This is a genomic window from Micromonospora sp. SH-82 (assembly GCF_051132485.1).
Taxonomy (GTDB): domain Bacteria; phylum Actinomycetota; class Actinomycetes; order Mycobacteriales; family Micromonosporaceae; genus Micromonospora.
Genome location: NZ_CP148049.1, coordinates 4764727 through 4783517, shown reverse-complemented (window position 1 = coordinate 4783517; position 18791 = coordinate 4764727). Strand labels below are relative to the sequence as shown.

General features: G+C 72.8%; 1 protein-coding gene (running past one end of the window). It reads left to right on the top strand.

Annotated features, from left to right (window positions below; translation table 11 throughout):
• Positions 1-18791, top strand: partial view of a non-ribosomal peptide synthase/polyketide synthase gene (locus WHN02_RS21120; protein WP_434740434.1) — the 3' portion only. The gene continues 4351 nt to the left of window position 1, outside the view; only the last 18791 of its 23142 coding nucleotides appear in the window; the start codon falls outside the window, past its left edge; the stop codon is at positions 18789-18791.

Here is an 18791-nt window from a genome sequence, read left to right as displayed (position 1 = left end):
GCGAGGACACCCGCCTGCTCGACGTGCGGTTCAGCTACCACGACTTCCACCAGATCGACGCCACCGACATCGACTACGCCGAGTCCATCGACGACAGCCCGACCGAGTTCCCCCTCGGGGTGTTCAGCCGGCTCGGGTTCGTGACCCTCCAGGCCGACCGCCGGCACATCGGCGTCGACGCCCTGCGCCGCCTCGGTGGGATGTACCGGGCGGTGTTGGAGGCGATGGTGGCCGATCCGGGTGGGGATGCCCGGGTGGTGTGTCTGCCGGTGGGTGAGGTGTCGGTGGTGGCGGGTGACGACGCGTCGGTGGTGGAGCCGGTGTCGTCGTCGGTGTCGGGGTGGTTCTCCGAGCAGGTGGTGCGGGTGCCGTCGGCGGAGGCTGTCAACGGTGTGTCCTTCGCCGACCTGGACGCGCGGGCCGGTGTCCTCGCGGCGTGGCTGGTGTCGCGGGGTGTCGGCCGGGGCGACGTGGTCGGGGTTCTCGCCGACCGTGGCCCCGACCTGGTGGCGGCGATGCTGGGGGTGTGGAAGGCGGGTGCGGCGTACGTTCCGGTGGACCCGTCGTACCCGCAGGGCCGGATCGAGGCGATCCTCGCCGACGCGGGCGCGGTACGGGTCCTGACCTCGGGGCGGTACGCCGACAGGTTCCCCGTCGGGGTGGACGTCCTCGTCGTCGAGGAGGCCCCGGTCGGGTTGCCCCCGGTGCCGACGCCGGAGGTGGACCTCGACGACCTGGCGTATGTGATCTTCACGTCGGGGTCGACGGGTCGGCCGAAGGGTGTGCAGGTCACGCAGCGGGGTCTGGCGAACCATGTCCGGTGGGCGGCCGAGGTCCTGGCGGGTGCGGGTTCTGGTGGTTCGGCGGTGTTCTCGTCGGTGGCGTTCGACCTTCAGGTGCCGAATCTGTGGGCGCCGTTGGTGGTGGGTCAGCGGGTGTTCATGGTGGACCAGGACCTGGACCTGGCGGAGCTGGGTCGGACCCTGGTGGCGGCGGGGCCGTTCAGTTTCCTGAAGTTGACGCCGAGCCACCTGGAGATCCTGGGTGGACAGGTGTCCGACGCGGAGGCGTCCACGCTGGCGTCCGTGGTGGTGGCCGCCGGTGAGGCGTTGCCCGCCGCCCTGGCCGACCGGTGGCTGGGACTGCTCGGCCCGGGGAAGCTCATCAACGAGTACGGGCCGACCGAGGTCACCGTCGGCACCTGCATCCACCCCGTCGACGGGGACCAGACCCTGCCGGTGGTCCCGATCGGCCGGGCCCTGCCGGGCCTGCGGATGTTCGTCCTCACTTCCGAACTCGACCTGGCCCCGATCGGGGTGACCGGTGAGCTGTACGTCGGTGGTGTCGGGGTGGCCCGGGGGTACGCCGGTCAGCCCGGTTTGACGGCGGGTCGGTTCGTGCCGGATCCGTACGGTCCGGCGGGGTCCCGGTTGTACCGGACGGGGGACCTGACCCGTCGGTTGGCCGACGGGGTGGTGGAGTTCGTCGGTCGGGTGGACGACCAGGTGAAGATCCGTGGTTACCGGATCGAACTCGGCGAGATCGAGACCGTCATCGCCGGGGTGCCCGGGGTCCGGGACGCCGTCGCCCTGGTCCTCACCCCGGAGGCCGGGGAGCCCCGACTCGTCGGCTGCTACCTCCCGGAGGGTCCCGACGCGGAACTCGTCGAGCGGGTACGGCAGGAGTGCACCAGGCACCTGCCCGACTATCTGATCCCCGCCGACCTGGTCGCCGTGGACGCGATCCCGCTCAACGCCAACGGCAAGGTCGACCGGGTGGCCCTGGCCGCCTCGGTCGTCCCCGAGGCCAGGGAGCAGGTGGCACCCCGCACCGACCTGGAGCGGCAACTCGCCGATATCTGGGCCGAGGTGCTCTCCCTGGACACCGTCGGGGTCACCGACAGCTTCTTCGACCTCGGCGGCCACTCGATCAGCGCCATCGCCCTGGTCGGGGCGCTGCGGACGGCCGGGTTCCCGGCAGGCGTCCGGGACGTGTTCGTGCACCGGACCGTCGCCGCCCTCGCCGCCCACCTGAGCGCCGCCCAGGCCCCCGCCGCCCCGCAGTTCCAGCCGGTCGCCCCGTTCACCCAGCTCGACCCCGCCGACCGGGCCGCCCTCCCGGACGGGCTCGCCGACGCGTACCCGATCGGTCAGGTGCAGCTCGGGATGCTCGTCAAGATCCTCACCGACACCGACAGGCACACGTACCACAACGTGTCGGCCTTCCCGATCCACGACGGAGCGGCCCTCGCCCCCGACGCCCTGCGTCGGGCCGTCCGGACCGTCGTCGACAGGCACGAGATCCTGCGGACGTCGTTCCGCCTGGACGGGTACTCCACGCCCCTGCAACTCGTCCACGCCGACGTGCCCTTCGAGGTGCGCATTCTCGACCTGCGGGGCACCGACGTCGAGGCGGGGCTGCGCGGCTACCTGGCCGCCGAACGGGCCGCCCCGTTCGCGCCGGAGGAGGTCCCGCAGATCCGGGTGGCCGGGGTGATCGGGGAGGGGACCGACTGGTGGTTCGTCCTGACCATGTCGCACGGCATCCTCGAAGGCTGGAGCCACCACGGGCTCCTCATGGAGATCCTCGACGAGTACCGGCAGGTACGCGACACCGGTAGCCCCCTGGACTTCGCCCCCCTGCCGGTCCGGTACGCCGACTTCGTCGCCGCCGAACTCGCCGCCCTGCGCTCCGAGGACGACGAGGCGTACTGGCGGGGCGTGGTGGAGCAGCCCCGGTTCGCCCTGCCCAGCGGATGGGGTGCCCCCGACTCCGAACCCGAGTTCCAGTGCGGCACCAGGGTCGCGCTGCACGACCTGCTCGACGGGTTGAAGGAGGTCGCCAGCCGGACCGACACCTCCCTCAAGAGCGTGCTGCTCGCCGCCCACCTGAAGGTCCTCAGCCAGCTCACCGGTGACGCCGTCTTCACCAGCGGACTGGTCTGCCACGGCCGACCCGAGGTGACCGGTGCCGACCGGGTGTACGGCATGCACCTGAACACCCTGCCGTTCCTGCACCGGGGTTCGGGGCGTACCTGGGCGGACCTGATCCGGGAGACCTTCGAGTCCGAGTTGGAGCTGTGGCCGCACCGGCACTACCCGCTGCCCGCCCTGCAACGGTTCACCGGCGGTGAACGACCGCTGGCGACCCTGTTCAACTACCTCGACTTCGAGCAGGTCGACACCGACCGGGTCGGGTTCGACGACGCCATCTACGAGGCGTCCAGCGAGTTCGACCTGCACGTCTCCACCCTCGACGGGACGTTGAGCATCCTCAGCCGCCCCCACGTCGTCAGCTACCCCAACGTCCTGCGCCTCGGTGGGATGTACCGGGCGGTGTTGGAGGCGATGGTGGCCGATCCGGGTGGGGATGCCCGGGTGGTGTGTCTGCCGGTGGGTGAGGTGTCGGTGGTGGCGGGTGACGACGCGTCGGTGGTGGAGCCGGTGTCGTCGTCGGTGTCGGGGTGGTTCTCCGAGCAGGTGTCGCGGGTGCCGTCGGCGGAGGCTGTCAACGGTGTGTCCTTCGCCGACCTGGACGCCTCCGCGACCGGGATCGCCGGGTGGCTGGTGTCGCGGGGCGTCGGCCGGGGCGACGTGGTCGGGGTCCTCGCCGACCGTGGCCCCGACCTGGTGGCGGCGATGCTCGGGGTGTGGAAGGCGGGCGGCGCGTACGTGCCGGTGGACCCGTCGTACCCGGCCGGTCGGATCGAGGCGATCCTCGCCGACGCCGGAGCCACCCGGGTCCTCGCCGGGTCCCGGTACGCCGACAGGTTCCCCGCCGACGTCGACGTCCTTGTCGTCGAGGAGGCCCCGGCACCCGACCCGTCCATCAGTCTGCCCGGCGTGGTCGACCTCGACGACCTGGCGTATGTGATCTTCACGTCGGGTTCGACGGGTCGGCCGAAGGGTGTGCAGGTCACGCAGCGGGGTCTGGCGAACCATGTCCGGTGGGCGGCCGAGGTCCTGGCGGGTGCGGGTTCTGGTGGTTCGGCGGTGTTCTCGTCGGTGGCGTTCGACCTTCAGGTGCCGAATCTGTGGGCGCCGTTGGTGGTGGGTCAGCGGGTGTTCATGGTGGACCAGGACCTGGACCTGGCGGAGCTGGGTCGGACCCTGGTGGCGGCGGGGCCGTTCAGTTTCCTGAAGTTGACGCCGAGCCACCTGGAGATCCTGGGTGGACAGGTGTCCGACGCGGAGGCCTCCGGACTGGCGTCAGTGGTGGTGGCCGCCGGCGAAGGTCTGTCGGCGGCGGTGGCCAACCGGTGGCTGGGACTGCTCGGCCCCGGCCGGTTGATCAACGAGTACGGGCCGACCGAGGTCAGCATCGGCACCTGCACCTACCCGGTCCGGGTGGAGCAGACCCTTCCCGTCGTCCCCATCGGCCGGGCCCTACCCGGCCTGCGGATGTACGTCCTCGACGCGCACCTCAACCTCGCCCCGATCGGGGTGACCGGTGAGCTGTACGTCGGTGGTGTCGGGGTGGCCCGGGGGTACGCCGGTCAGCCCGGTTTGACGGCGGGTCGGTTCGTGCCGGATCCGTACGGTCCGGCGGGTTCCCGGTTGTACCGGACGGGGGATCTGACCCGCCGGTTGGCCGACGGGGTGGTGGAGTTCGTCGGTCGGGTGGACGACCAGGTGAAGATCCGTGGCTACCGGATCGAACTCGGCGAGATCGAGACCGTCATCGCCGCTGTCGACGGGGTCGCCGACGCGGTGGCCGCCGTCGGCACCGCCACCGGAGAACCCCGCCTGCTCGCCTTCTACCTGCCGGAACGCCCCGACGCGGGGCTCGTCGAGCGGGTACGGCAGGAGTGTGTCAGGCACCTGCCGGAGTACCTGGTCCCCGCCGACCTGGTCGCCGTGGACGCGATCCCGCTCAACGCCAACGGCAAGGTCGACCGGGTGGCCCTCGCCGCCTCCGTCGTTCCGGAGACCAGGGAGCAGGTGGCACCCCGCACCGACCTGGAGCGGCAGCTCGCCGACATCTGGACCGAGGTGCTCTCCCTGGACACCGTCGGGGTCACCGACAGCTTCTTCGACCTCGGCGGTGACTCTCTGCGGGCCGTCGCGCTGGTCGGGGCACTGCGCCTCGCCGGGCACCCGGTCGGGGTACGCGACGTCTTCGTGCACCGGACCGTCGCCGCCCTCGCCGCCCACCTGAGCGCCGCCCAGGCCCCCGCCGCCCCGCAGTTCCAGCCGGTCGCCCCGTTCACCCAGCTCACCCCCGCCGACCGGGCCGCCCTTCCGGACGGGCTCGCCGACGCGTACCCGATCACCCAGGCCCAGCTCGGGATGCTCGCGGAGATGCAGAAGGACCCGGACCGCTCCCTCTACCACATCGTCCGCTGCTTCCGGGTGCACAGCCGCCAGCCGTTCACCCGGGACGCCCTCACCACCGCCGTCGAGGAGGTGGTCGCCCGGCACGAGACCCTCCGTACCTCGTTCGACCTGGGCGGCCGTGCCACCCCACTGCAACTCGTCCACGCCGGGGCGTCGCCCGACGTCCGGGTGGTCCCGCTCGACGAGGAACGGGCCGAGGCCCAACTGCGGGAGTACGTCGACGCCGAGCGGTCCCGGCCGTTCGACCCCGAACAGCCCCCGCCCCTGCTGCGGGTCGGCGCCCACGTCGCCGCCGACGGCGGATGGTGGCTGACCGTGTCCGTCAGCCACCTGGTCACCGGCGGATGGGACCTCAACAGCCTCCTCGCCGAGCTGCTCTCCTGCTACGAGCGGCACTGCGTGGGGATGCCCCCCGAGTCGCCGGAACCGGTCGCCGTCCGGTACGCCGACTTCGTCGCCGCCGAACGCGCCGCCCTCGACTCCGAGGCCGACCAGGCGTACTGGCGGGAGATCACCTCCGGGTACGCCAAGCTCACCCCACCGGCCGGATGGGGTACGCCCACCGCCGAGCCCGGGGTGGCCCTGCGACACCGGATCAGCTACCAGGACCTCGACCAGCGGCTGCGCGACCTGGCCTCCGCCCTGGAGGTGTCGCCGAAGGCGGTGTTGCACGCGGCTCATCTGAAGGTGATGAGTCAGTTGACTGACGAGGTGGCGTTCTCGTCGGGGTTGGTGTGTGATGCGCGGCCCGAGGTGCGGGGTGCGGAGCGGGTGCACGGGATGTACATCAATGTGTTGCCGTTCGGGTTCGTGCGGGGTGTGGGGTCGTGGCGGGAGTTGGTGCGGTCGGTGTTCGACGGTGAGGTGGGGTTGTGGCCGCATCGTCGGTATCCGTTGGCGGCGTTGCGCCGGTTGACGGGTTCGGACGTGTCCCCCGTCGACGTCGTCTTCGACTACACCGAGTTCCGGCGGACCAACACCGACAGTGAGGAGTCCGTCGGGTTCGAGGCGGTGGCCGGCGAGGGCGGCACCGAGTTCGCCCTCCAGGTCACCGCCGCCAGTGGCTTCCTCGACCTGGTCAGCGACGCGCGGGCGTTCGACGCGGCGGGTCTGGTGCGGTTGGCGGGGATGTTCCGGGTGGTGTTGGAGTCGATGTTGGCCGATGTGGACGGGGATGCGTGGGTGGCGTGTCTGCCGTCGGGGGAGCGGGAGTGGTTGTCCCGGGCGGGTGCCGGTCCGGTGGTGCCGAGGTCGGGGGTGGCGCATTCGGCGTTCGAGGGTGTGGTGGTGGGTCGTCCGGGTGCGGTGGCGGTGTCGGTGGATGGGGTGTCGGTGTCGTATGGGGAGGTGAATGGTCGGGCGAACGGGTTGGCGTGGTGGTTGCGGTCGGTGGGTGTGGGGCCGGAGGTGTTGGTGGGGGTGTGTCTGGATCGGTCGGTGGATCTGGTGGTGGCGATGGTGGCGGTGCACAAGGCGGGTGGGGTGTATGTGCCGTTGGATCCGTCGTATCCGGCGGGGCGGTTGGGGTTGATGGTGGGGGATGCTGCGGTGTCGGTGGTGGTGACGTCGGAGGTGTTGCGGTCGGTGTTGCCGGAGGTGTCGGCGACGGTCCTGACCGTCGACGAGATCCCCGCCGACCTTCCCACCGAGAACCCACCGGTCCGGGTGGACCCGGACAACGCCGCCTACGTGATCTTCACGTCCGGCTCCACCGGTCGCCCGAAGGGCGCGATCCTCACCCATGCGGGCCTGGTCAACCGGACCAGCCACGTGGCCCCCACCGTCAACCGCCTCGACGGGTCCGGGGTGGTGCTCCAAAAGACGGAGATCGGGTTCGACGTGTCGCCGGCGGAGACGTACGCGGCGCTGTCGGCGGGGGCGCGGCTGGTGGTGGCCCGCCCGGGTGGGCACCGCGATCCGGCGTACCTGCGGGACCTGATCGTCGCCGAGGGCGTCACTGCCGTGGAACTGGTCCCCAGCCTCCTCGCCGCCCTCCTCGCCGAGGGGATCACCGGGTGCACCTCGCTGCGCTCGGTGGCCGTCGGCGGGGAGGAGCTTCCCGTCGACCTGGCCCGGGCGTTCCTGACCGCCCTCCCGGGGGTGGAGCTGCACAACACGTACGGCCCCGCCGAGACAACCGTGGACGTCACCAGCTGGGCCTGCACCGAGGAGCTGACCGGGCTCGCCCGGGTCCCGCTCGGACGGCCGTTCCCCAACCTCACCCTCCGGGTCCTCGACGACGCCTTCGAGCCGGTGCCGGTGGGTGCGCCGGGTGAGTTGTTCGTGGGTGGGGTGGCCGTGGGTCGGGGTTACCTGGGTGCCGGTGGCTTGACGGCGGGTCGGTTCGTGCCGGATCCGTTCGGTGCTGCGGGGTCGCGGTTGTATCGGACCGGGGATGCGGTGGCGTGGCGGGTGGACGGGACCCTGGAGTTCCTGGGTCGGATCGATGCGCAGGTGAAGGTGCACGGGGTCCGGATCGAGCTGGGTGAGGTGGAGTCGGCGTTGCGGGCCTGCCCGGGCGTCCGGGACGCTGTCGCCGCAGTCGTCGACGTCGACGGCCGACCGGTCCTCACCGGCTACCTGCTTCCCGAACCCCCCACCGCCCCCGACCCGCAGACGGTCCGGGACCACCTCCGCGACCTGCTGCCGGAGGCCCTGGTCCCCACGGCGTACCTGTCGATCGACGCGGTCCCGGTCGACCCGAACGGCAAGATCGACCGTCGACAGCTGCCCGCCCCGACCCCCGCCGACCAGCCGACCGGCACCTACGTGGCCCCCGCCAACCCGGTGGAGGCCGCCGTCGCGCAGGTCTGGGCGCAGGTCCTCGGTGTCGACGTGGTCGGGGTGACGGAGAGTTTCTTCGACCTCGGTGGTGACTCGATGCTGGCTGTGACCCTGGTCGGGGCGTTGCGTGCGGCGGGTCATCCGACGTCGGTGCGGGACGTGTTCGCCCACCGGACGGTCCGGGACCTGGTCGCCTCGTTCGACGGCGGGCAGGTCGAGGTGTTCACCCCGGTCGAGCCGTTCACCCTGCTCGACCCGACCGACCGGGCGGCACTGCCGGACGGGCTCGCCGACGCCTACCCGGCCACCCAGGCCCAGATCGGGATGGCGGTGGAGGCCGCCAAGGACCAGACCGGTACGCCGTACCACATCGTGCACACCATGCGGGTCCCCGACGACCTGCCGTTCGCCGTCGAGCCCCTGCGGGACACCCTGGCGGACCTGGTCGCCCGGCACGACACCCTGCGTACCTCCGTCGACCTGACCGGCTGGTCGGTGCCCCTGCAACTGGTGCACGCCACCGCCGACGTCCCGGTGACCGTGCACCCCGACGCCGCCGGACACCCCGGGTACGTCGCCGCCGAGCGGGACCGCCCCTTCGACCCGGCCCAACCCCCGCCGCTGCTGCGGGTGGCCGTGCACCAGGCCGACGACCAGGCGTGGTGGCTCACCGTGTCGGTCAGCCACCTGGTCACCGGCGGGTGGGACTTCAACCTCCTCCTCGCCGACCTGATCGACGGCTACCACCGTCGTCGGCGCGGCGCGGCACCCGCACCCGTCGACACGCCCCCACTGCGGTACGCCGACTTCGTCGCCGCCGAACGCGCCGCCCTCGACTCGGCCGACGACGTCGCCTACTGGCGTACGGTCCTGGCCGGTCGACCCCCGCTCACCCTCCCCGGAACCGGCGGACCCGGGCGGGACTCCCGGCAGGTGCACCGCCACACCGTGGACCTCACCGACCTGACCGACGCACTGCGGGCGACCGCCGCGACTGTCGGCGTACCGGTGAAGGCGGTGTTGCACGCGGCTCATCTGAAGGTGATGAGTCAGTTGACTGACGAGGTGGCGTTCTCGTCGGGGTTGGTGTGTGATGCGCGGCCCGAGGTGCGGGGTGCGGAGCGGGTGCACGGGATGTACATCAATGTGTTGCCGTTCGGGTTCGTGCGGGGTGTGGGGTCGTGGCGGGAGTTGGTGCGGTCGGTGTTCGACGGTGAGGTGGGGTTGTGGCCGCATCGTCGGTATCCGTTGGCGGCGTTGCGCCGGTTGACGGGTTCGGACGTGTCCCCCGTCGACGTCGTCTTCGGCTACACCGAACCCCGCCCCGGAGCCGCCCCCGAGGCGGACGTCCCGGTGCCCGCGGCGGGAGCCGCCACCGAGTTCGCCCTCTCCGTCGGCGCCGGAGCCACCGGCCTGCGGCTCGTCGCCGACGCGCGGGCGTTCGACGCGGCGGGTCTGGTGCGGTTGGCGGGGATGTTCCGGGTGGTGTTGGAGTCGATGCTCGCCGATGTGGACGGGGATGCGTGGGTGGCGTGTCTGCCGTCGGGGGAGCGGGAGTGGTTGTCCCGGGCGGGTGCCGGTCCGGTGGTGCCGAGGTCGGGGGTGGCGCATTCGGCGTTCGAGGGTGTGGTGGTGGGTCGTCCGGGTGCGGTGGCGGTGTCGGTGGATGGGGTGTCGGTGTCGTATGGGGAGGTGAATGGTCGGGCGAACGGGTTGGCGTGGTGGTTGCGGTCGGTGGGTGTGGGGCCGGAGGTGTTGGTGGGGGTGTGTCTGGATCGGTCGGTGGATCTGGTGGTGGCGATGGTGGCGGTGCACAAGGCGGGTGGGGTGTATGTGCCGTTGGATCCGTCGTATCCGGCGGGGCGGTTGGGGTTGATGGTGGGGGATGCTGCGGTGTCGGTGGTGGTGACGTCGGAGGTGTTGCGGTCGGTGTTGCCGGAGGTGTCGGCGACGGTCCTGACCGTCGACGAGATCCCCGCCGACCAGCCGACCCACGACCTCCCCACCACCGTCGGACCCGACAACGCCGCCTACGTCATCTACACCTCCGGCTCCACCGGCCGCCCCAAGGGGGCAGTGGTCACCCACGCCGGACTGGTCAACCGCACCCGGCACGTCCTGCCCGAGGTGTACCGCCTCGACGAGTCCGGGGTGGTGCTCCAGAAGACCGAGATCGGGTTCGACGTGTCCCCGGCGGAGACGTACGCGGCGCTGTCGGCGGGGGCGCGGCTGGTGGTGGCCCGCCCGGGTGGGCACCGCGATCCGGCGTACCTGCGTGACCTGATCGTCGCCGAAGGCGTCACCGCGGTGCACCTCGTACCGGCGATGCTCGGGGCGCTGCTCGCCGAGGGGATCACCGGGTGCACCTCGCTGCGCTCGGTCGGCGTCGGCGGGGAGGAGCTTCCCGTCGACCTGGCCCGGGCGTTCCTGGCCGCCCTCCCCGGGGTGGAGCTGCACAACACGTACGGCCCCGCCGAGACGGCCGTCGACGTCACCGGGTGGCGCTGCGACCCGGACACCCTCGCCGGGGCGACCCGGGTCCCGCTCGGCGGCCCCCACCCGAACCTACGGCTGTACGTCCTCGACGACGCCTTCGAGCCGGTGCCGGTGGGCGCGCCGGGTGAGTTGTTCGTCGGTGGGGTGGCCGTGGGTCGGGGTTACCTGGGTGCCGGTGGCTTGACGGCGGGTCGGTTCGTGCCGGATCCCTTCGGTCCTGCCGGGTCGCGGTTGTACCGGACCGGGGATGCGGTGGCGTGGCGTGTCGACGGGACCCTGGAGTTCCTGGGTCGGATCGATGCGCAGGTGAAGGTGCACGGGGTCCGGATCGAGCTGGGTGAGGTGGAGTCGGCGTTGCGGGCCTGCCCTGGCGTCCGGGACGCTGTCGCCGCAGTCGTCGACGTCGACGGGCGACGCACCCTGGTCGGCTACCTCGTCGCCCAGCCCGGCGTGACGCCCGAGCTGGGATACGTGCGGCAACGACTCCGCGACGACCTCCCGTCGGCGCTCGTCCCCTCCTCGTACGTCCTGGTCGACGCGGTGCCGCTGGACCCCAACGGCAAGGTCGACCGTCGCCGGCTGCCCGCCCCCGGGACCGCCGAACGCCCCACCGACGGCAGGGTCGGCCCCGCCGACGACCGGGAGGCCGCGGTGGCCCGGGTCTGGGCGCAGGTCCTCGGTGTCGACGTGGTCGGGGTGACGGAGAGTTTCTTCGACCTCGGTGGTGACTCGATGCTGGCTGTGACCCTGGTCGGGGCGTTGCGTGCGGCGGGTCATCCGACGTCGGTGCGGGACGTGTTCGCCCACCGGACGGTCCGGGACCTGGTCGCCTCGTTCGACGGCGGGCAGGTCGAGGTGTTCACCCCGGTCGAGCCGTTCACCCTGCTCGACCCGACCGACCGGGCGGCACTGCCGGACGGGCTCGCCGACGCCTACCCGGCCACCCGGACCCAGCTCGGAATGCTCGCCGAGCTGGACACCAGCGCAGACCGGGGCGCCTACCACAGCGTCATCTCCCACCACGTCCGCGACGGCCGGCCCCTCGACGCCGAGGCGTTGCGCGCGGCCGTCGCCCTGGTCGTCGACAGGCACGAGATCCTGCGTACGTCGTTCGCGGTGACCGGATACTCCGTACCCCTGCAACTGGTCCACGCGGCGGTCACCCCGCCGGTGCGGATCGTGGACGGCCGGGACGTGCCGGCCCGGCAGCAGGCCGGGCTCTTCGAGGAGTTCGTGGCCGCCGAACGGGCCGACCGGTTCGACCTGGCCACCGCCCCCCTGCTGCGGGTCGCCGCACACCGGGACACCGACGACAGCTGGTGGTTGACCTTCACCATCTGCCACGCGGTCACCGAGGGGTGGAGCACCGCACAGCTCCTCGCCGAACTCCTCGCCGCCTACGCCGACCTGGCCGACGGCCGGACCCCCGAGTCGACCGACAGGCCCGGCGTCCGGTACGCCGACTTCGTCGCCGCCGAACTGGCCTCCCTGCACGACGGACCGGACCGGGACTACTGGCGGACGGTGGTGGACGGGCACAACCGGTTCACCCTGCCGACCGGGTGGGGCGAGCCCGGCGACCCGGCACCCGTCTCGGCGACCGTCGACCTCACCGACCTGACCGGTCCCGTCGAACGGTTCGCCGCCGAGACCGGGGTGTCGGTGAAGGCGGTCCTGCACGCCGTGCACCTGAAGGTGCTCAGCCAGCTCACCACCGAGGACCGGTTCCATTCCGGACTGGTCTGCGACGCCCGCCCGGAGGTCCTCGGCGCGGACCGGGTGCACGGGATGTACCTCAACACCGTGCCGTTCGGCTACGACCGCACCGCCCGGACCTGGCGGGACCTGGTCACCGCGGTCTTCGACACCGAGGTCGAACTCTGGCCGCACCGGCGGTTCCCCCTCGCCGAGATCCAACGCGACACCGGACCCCGGCTCCTGCAGGTCCTCTTCAACTACCAGGACTTCACCCGCGCCGCGACCCAGGCCACCGGGACCACCCCGCAGCCGGTGGTGGTGGGCTCCGCCGGGGACGGCGCAACCGAGTTCGCACTGTCGGTCTTCGCCCACCGGGGCAGCTACCAGCTCTCCAGCCGGACGGCGATGCTCAGCCGGGCCAACCTGGACCGGCTCGCCGGAATGTACCGGGCGGTCCTCACCGCGATGCTCGCCGACCCGACCGGCGACGCGCAGGTCGTCTGCCTGCCCCACGGCGAGCGGGAACGGCTGCTCGGCGCGGTCGAGGGGGGCGCCGACGAGCCGGTCACCGGCACCGTCGCGCAGCGGTTCGAGGCCCTGGCCGCCGAGACGCCCGACGCCCTCGCCGTCGTCGCCGGGACCGACCGGGCGACGTACGGGCAGGTCAACGCCCGCGCCAACCAGATCGCCGGGCACCTGCGGACGGTCGGGGTGGGCCGGGGCGACGTGGTCGGGGTCTGCCTCGACCGGGGTCCGGACCTGGTCCCCGTCCTGCTCGGGGTCCTCAAGGCCGGTGCCGCGTACCTGCCGCTGGACCCGGCGCAGCCGGCCGACCGGATCGCCCACCTGCTCACCGACGCCCGCGCCCGGACCGTCGTCACCACCGCCGACCTGGCCCCCTCGGTGGCCGGGTCCACCGGGGAACTGGTGGTGCTCGACGACACCGACCTGACCGGGTACCCGACCGTCGACCCGACGCCGGTGACCGACGCCGACGACCCCGTCTACGTGATCTACACGTCCGGGTCGACGGGACGGCCGAAGGGGGTCTGCGTCAGCCACGCCAACGTGCTGCGGCTGCTCGACAGCGCCCAGGAGCACTACGCCACCGACGCCACCGACGCCGTCGCCCTGTTCCACTCGTACGCCTTCGACGTGTCGGTGTGGGAGCTGTGGGGTGCCCTGCTGCACGGGGCCCGGCTCGTGGTGGTCCCCCGGGAGACGGCCCGGGACCCGGGTGACCTGCTCGACCTGCTGGTCGACGAGGAGGTCACACTGCTCGCCCAGACCCCGACGGCGTTCCGGGCGCTGGTCCGGCTGGCCGCCGACGGTGACGCGAGACTGCGTCGGCTGGCCCTGCGGGCGGTGGTCCTCGCCGGGGAACGGCTGGACTTCGCCGAGCTGCGGCCCTGGGTCGACCGGCTCGGGCTGGCCCGGATCGCCCTGGTCAACATGTACGGCATCACCGAGACCTCGGTCTACTCCACCTACCACCGGCTGACCCGCGCCGACCTCGCCCCCGGAGTGGGTTCCCGGATCGGCAGGCCCCTGGCCGGGCTGCGGATGTACGTCCTCGACCAGCACGGCCACCCGGCGCCGTTGGGCGTACCCGGGGAGATCCACCTCGCCGGGCACGGGGTGGCCCACGGCTACCTGCACCAGCCGGCGCTGACCGCCGCCCGGTTCGGCCCCGACCCGTACGGCCCGCCCGGATCCCGGATGTACCAGACCGGTGACCTGGGTGTCCGGCTGCCCGACGGGAGTGTGGAGTTCCTCGGTCGCCTCGACGACCAGGTGAAGCTGCGCGGCTACCGGATCGAGCTGGCGGAGGTGTCGGCAGCCCTGTCGGCGCTGCCCGGGGTCGCCGAGGCGGTGGTGGTGCTCCGTGAGGACACCCCGGGCGACCCCCGGCTGGTCGGCTACCTCGTCACCGACGCCGACACCCTCGACGGGGTGCGGGCCGCGCTGTCCCGGACCCTCCCGGAGTACATGATCCCGTCGGCGTTCGTGGCCCTGGACCGGGTGCCCCGCAACAACAGCGGCAAACTGGACCGGCGGGCGTTGCCGGCCCCCCACGACGGCGGTGACCCCAGGCGGCCTGTCGTCGGTCCGAGGACCGACGTCGAGGCGCGGATCGCCGAGGTCTGGGCGACGGTCCTGGGTCTGTCGACAGTCGACGTCGACGAGGGCTTCTACGACCTCGGCGGACACTCGATCAAGGCGTTGGTGCTGGCCGGTGCGCTGCGGGAGGCCGGACTCGACGTCACCGTCGCCGACGTCGTGGACCGGCAGACGGTGGCCGGACTCGCGGAGGCCCTCGCCGAGCGGAACGCACCGGCCGTCGACGACCGGCTGGTGCAGCCGTACGACCTGGTGTCGGCGGCGGACCGGGCGGCGCTCCCGGACGGCCTGGTCGACGCGTACCCGCTGTCCCAGGTGCAGCTCGGGATGCTCGTGGAGATGCTCGCCGACACCGGCGGGCACCACTACCACAACGTCACCTCGTTCCTGGTCGGCGACGACGCACCGGTGGACCTGCCGACCCTGCGGGCGGCGGTGCACCGGGTGGTCAACCGGCACGAGGTGCTGCGGACCAGCGTCGACCTGACCGGCTACTCGGTGCCGATGCAGCTGGTCCACCCCGAGGTCCAGGTCCCCGTCGACCTGCGTGACCTGCGCGGACTCGCCCCGGAGGGCCGTGACGCCGCACTGCGTCGACTGGTCGCCACCGAGTACGACGCCCCGTTCGACGTCGAACGGGCGCCGCTGCTGCGGTTCACCGCCGTGGCCGAGACCGACCGGACCTGGCGGCTGATGCTGACCATCTGCCACGTGGTCGTCGAGGGGTGGAGCCTGCACGCCCTGGTCGTGGAGGTCCTCGACGCCTACCGGGCGCTGCACGGCGGCACCGAGCCCACGCCGACCCCGCTGCCCGACGTCCGGTTCGCCGACTTCGTCGCCGCGGAGCGGCGCGCCCTGGCCGACCCGGACCAGCGCAGGTACTGGCAGGACGTCGTCGACAGGCACCCCACGTTCACGATGCCCGCCGCCTGGCGGCCGACCCCGCTACCCACCCGGACCGGGCACACCGCCCGGGTGCCGTACCGGGACGTGGAGCCCCGCCTGCGGGCGGTGGCCTCACAGTCCCGGGTGTCGATGAAGGCGGTCCTGCACGCGGTGCACCTGAGTGTCCTGGGCAGGCTCACCGACGAACCCACCTTCTCCAGTGGACTGGTCTGCCACACCCGCCCCGACGTGACCGGCAGCGAACTGGTCCACGCCATGTCGCTGAACACCCTGCCGTTCCCGTACGACCGCACCGCCTCCACCTGGACCGACCTGGTCGGGCAGGTGCACGCCCGGGAGGTCGGGATGTGGTCCTACCGGCGGTACCCGGCCCCGGCGATCCGACCGACCGCCACCGGAACCCGACTGGTCGAGGTCTACTTCAGCTACCTCGACTTCGACGAGGTGGTCGCCGACCGGGTGGACACCGGCCCCCGGTACGCCGCCGCCAGCTCCGAGTTCGCCCTCGCCGTCTCGGCTGTCGGCGGGCACCTGGAGTTGAGCACCGACAGCGACCACCTGGACCGGGCCGACCTGGACCGGTTGGCCGCCCTGTACCGGTGTGCCCTGACCGACCTGGCCGCCGACCCCGAGGGCGACCCGCGCACCTTCGCACTGCCCGACGGGGAACGCCACGACGTCCTCCACACCTGGCCGGTGTCGCCCGACGAGGACCCGCCGGCCCTGGTCCCCGACCTGATCCGGGCGCGGGCCGCCGAGGCCGGCCACGCCCCGGCGGTGGGATCGCTGAGCTACGCCGACCTGGAGTCGGCGGCCAACCGGCTCGCCCGGCACCTCACCGAACGGGGAGTCGGCCCGGACGACGTGGTCGCCGTGCTCCTGGACCGGGGCGAGGACCTGGTCGTCACGCTCCTGGCGGTCTGGAAGGCCGGTGGGGCGTACCTGCCCGTCGACCCGGCCCACCCGGCCGCGCGGGTCACCGCGATGCTCGCCGACGCCCACGCCACGGTCCTGGTCACCACCACCGGGTACGCCGACAGGTGCCCCGACGTGCCCCGGGTGCTGGTGGACGCCGACGCCGACGCGATCGCCGCCCACCCGGACACCGCCCCCGACCGGCGCACCGACCCGGACCGGCTCGCGTACGTGGTGTTCACCTCCGGATCGACCGGGCGACCCAACGGGGTGCAGGTCAGCCACGGCAGCCTCGCCGGGTACCTGCGCTGGGCGGTCCGGGAGCTGATCGCCGACCGTCCCGGCGGCGCGGCCCTGTTCTCCTCCGTCGCCTTCGACATGGTGGTCACCACGATCTGGGCGCCGCTGGTCGCCGGGGAACGGCTGTGGCTGCTGCCCGCCGACGCCGGGCTGGACGAGCTCGGTCCCCGGCTGGCCGAGGCCGGACCGTTCAGCTTCGTCAAGCTCACCCCCAGCCACCTGGACCTGCTCGCCGGGCAACTCGACGCCTCGCAGGCGGCGGCGCTGACCCCGATGCTGGTCCTCGGCGGGGAGCCGCTGACCGCCCGGACCTGCCGCCGCTGGCAGGCCCTCGCCCCGGACACGGTCCTGCTCAACGAGTACGGCCCGACCGAGGCGACGGTGGCGGTCAGCAGGTTCCCGGTCACCGGGGACCTGCCCGGAGCGGTGGCCCCTGTCGGTCGACCCCTCGGCGGGATGCGGACGTACGTGCTCGACGCGTCGCTGAACCCGGTGCCCGTCGGTGTCGTCGGCGAGGTGTACCTCGGCGGACCCGGCCTGGCCCGGGGGTACGCCGACCGTCCCGCGCTGACCGCCGACCGGTTCGTCCCCGACCCGTACGGCCCGGACGGGTCCCGCCTCTACCGCACCGGCGACCGGGGACGGTGGCTGCCCTCGGGGCAGCTGGACCTGCTGGGCCGGGTCGACGACCAGGTGAAGATCCGGGGCCACCGGATCGAACCCGGCGAGATCCGGGCGGTCCTGCTCGAACACCCGCAGATCCGGGACGCGGCGGTGACGGTCCGGCCCGGCCCCGGCGGCGACCAACTCGTCGCCCACCACGTCGGCGACGCCGACGACCTGGCCGAACACTGTGCCCGGCGGCTGCCGTCAGCCCTGGTCCCGGCCGTGTTCGTGCCGGTCGACGCCATCCCGCTCAACGCCAACGGCAAGGTGGACCTGCGGGCCCTGCCGGCGGTCCGGTCCGACGCCGGTGACACCCACGAGCCACCGAGAGCCGGAACCGAGCGGACCCTCGCCGACATCTGGGCCGACGTCCTCGGCGTCGACCAGGTCGGTCGACACGACAGGTTCTTCGCCCTCGGCGGGCACTCGCTGCTGGTGGTGCCGGTGGTCACCGCCGCCCGCCAGGCGGGTCTGTCGGTGACGCTGCACCACGCGATGCTCGACCCCACCCTCGCCGACCTCGCCGCGACCGTCACCACCGGCGGGGCGACCACCGCCGCCCGGCCGCTGCCCGCCTCCCTGGCGCCGACGTTGACAGCCCACCGGGTGCCGGGCGCGACGCTGGTCCGGGTCGCCGACGGGGAGATCATCGAGGAGCGGGCGTACGGACGCCGTACCCCCGGTGGGGATGCGGTGACCCCGCAGACCGTGTTCCAGGTCGGCTCGATCAGCAAGCACGTCACCACCGTCGGGGTGCTGGCCCTCGTCGGCCGGGGTCGCCTCGACCTGGACACCGACGTCAACCGGTACCTGACGTCCTGGCAGGTGCCCGGCGACCGGCCGGTGACCCTGCGGCACCTGCTCGGGCACACCGCCGGACTGAGCCGTACCGGCAGCAGCGGTCACCCGCGCGGCGGGCCGCTGCCCACCGTCCTGGACCTGCTCACCGGCGGGACCGGGGCGACCTACCCGGCGGTCCGGCCGATCCGGGAACCGGGCGGGGTCGCCGAGGAACGCAACAGCCACTACGTGGTGGTGCAGCAGCTGCTCACCGACGTCACCGGCACCCCCTTCGCCGACCTGATGGCCGAACTGGTCCTCGGTCCGGTGGGGATGGACGACAGCGGCTTCGACCAGGACCACCCCCAGGCGGTCGGTCGGGCGGTGGCCCTCGGCCACGACCGCGACGGCCGACCCCTCGACGGCGGCTGGCAGGTCCGGGCCGACCCGGCGGCGGCGGGACTCTGGTCCACCGCTGCCGACCTGGCCCGCCTGCACGGGGAACTGCACCGCGCCCACCGGGGGGAGTCCGCCCTGCTCGGCAGGGACCTCGTCGGCGAGATGCTCACCCCCGGCGGGGGTGGCGTGTGGGGGCTGGGCTGCGCCGTCGACCGGGTCGACGCCGACGAGACGGAGTACACCCACCGGGGCACCACCGCCGGGTACCGGGCGATCACCGTCGGCCGGGTCGTCGCCGGGACCGGCGTGGTGCTGCTGACCAACGGCGACGCCGGTGACGAGGTGATCGCCCGACTCGCCGACGCCGAGCGAAGCGAGGGAGCGGCATGA